Origin of the sequence: Collinsella sp. HCP28S3_B9 (genome assembly GCF_052066095.1) — a bacterium.
GTDB lineage: Bacteria > Actinomycetota > Coriobacteriia > Coriobacteriales > Coriobacteriaceae > Collinsella.
On the sequence record NZ_JBQHST010000060.1, the window covers coordinates 1 to 1,664 of the forward strand.

Sequence of the window (1,664 nt, forward strand, 5' to 3'; positions counted from 1 at the left end):
AGGGCGAGGCTCCGGACGAAGCACTTAAGCGAAGCGAGTGAGCCCGAGGTCCCTAGAAAAACCCCTAGGCAGGCGCGTGCGCGCCCGTACCGCAAACCGACACAGGTGGGTGGGTAGAACATACCGAGGCGATCGGGTCAACCATGGTCAAGGAACTCGGCACAATGGCCCCGTAACTTCGGGAGAAGGGGTGCCCGCGCGTACGTGAACGGACTTGCTCCGGGAGCGGAGGCGGGCCGCAGTGGAGAGGCCCAAGCGACTGTTTACCAAAAACACAGGACTCTGCAGAAGCCGCAAGGCGACGTATAGGGTCTGACGCCTGCCCGGTGCCGGAAGGTCACGCGGAGGAGTTAGCGCACCGCGCGAAGCCCCGAAGCCAAGCCCCGGTAAACGGCGGCCGTAACTATAACGGTCCTAAGGTAGCGAAATTCCTTGTCGGGTAAGTTCCGACCTGCACGAAAGGCGCAACGACTTGGGCGCTGTCTCGACCATGGACCCGGTGAAATTGCACTGGTCGTGAAGATGCGACTTACCCGCGGAAGGACGGAAAGACCCCGTGAACCTTCACTGCAGCTTGGCATTGGCCGCTGGTCCCGCGTGTAGAGGATAGGCAGGAGGCGAAGATCCGGAGGCGCCAGCCCCCGGGGAGCCGCCCTTGGAATACTGCCCTCGCGCGACCGGCGTCCTAACCCGAGGCCGTCAACCGGCTCGGGGACCGTGCCAGGCGGGCAGTTTGACTGGGGCGGTCGCCTCCTAAAGGGTAACGGAGGCGCGCGAAGGTCCGCTCGGGACGGTCGGCAACCGTCCTTTTGAATGCAAGAGTACAAGCGGGCTTGACTGCGAGGCCCACAAGCCGAGCAGGTGCGAAAGCAGGCTCTAGTGATCCGGCGGCCCCGAGTGGGTGGGCCGTCGCTCAACGGATAAAAGGTACTCCGGGGATAACAGGCTGATCTTGCCCAAGAGTCCACATCGACGGCAAGGTTTGGCACCTCGATGTCGGCTCATCGCATCCTGGGGCTGGAGCAGGTCCCAAGGGTACGGCTGTTCGCCGTTTAAAGCGGTACGCGAGCTGGGTTCAGAACGTCGTGAGACAGTTCGGTCCCTATCCTCCGTGGGCGCAGGAGAATCGATGGAGGCTGCCCCCAGTACGAGAGGACCGGGGTGGACGCACCTCCGGTGAACCGGTTGTCGACCAACGGCACGGCCGGGTAGCCGCGTGCGGCGCGGATAACCGCTGAAGGCATCTAAGCGGGAAGCCGTTCCAGGGATTAGTTCTCCTTCCGGTAAGGGCCCAGGTAGACTACCTGGTCGATAGACGGCAGGTGCAAGGCTGGCGACAGCCTCAGCCGAGCCGCACTAATCGCCCGAGCTCTTCCGGAACCGCACCTCGCGGCCCGCGGGACCCAGCGCTCACACGCGCGGTCCGGGCACGAGGATGCCCCCGAGTCACTCTCCCCTATGCGCCATGCGGCCCCCAGGGCACGTGTATGAGACACCCGGGCACCGTAACGGTGGGCGCCGCCCACCGGTCAGCGGCCAGAGCATGGGGGGCACGCCCGGTCCCGTTCCGAACCCGGAAGCTAAGCCCCATCGCGCCGAGAGTACTGCGGGGCCAGCCCGTGGGAGGCCAGGGCGCCGCTGACCGGTGGACGGCACCGAGCCGT

General features: G+C 65.3%; 2 rRNA genes. Both read left to right on the forward strand.

Annotation, left to right across the window (positions count from 1 at the left end):
- Window positions 1–1,381 (forward strand): 23S ribosomal RNA (locus ACTNBB_RS09030); the annotation flags it as partial.
- A 147-nt stretch (window positions 1,382–1,528) separates the two neighbouring features.
- A 5S ribosomal RNA gene (gene rrf / locus ACTNBB_RS09035) occupies window positions 1,529–1,644 on the forward strand.
- Window positions 1,645–1,664 lie beyond the last annotated feature (20 nt).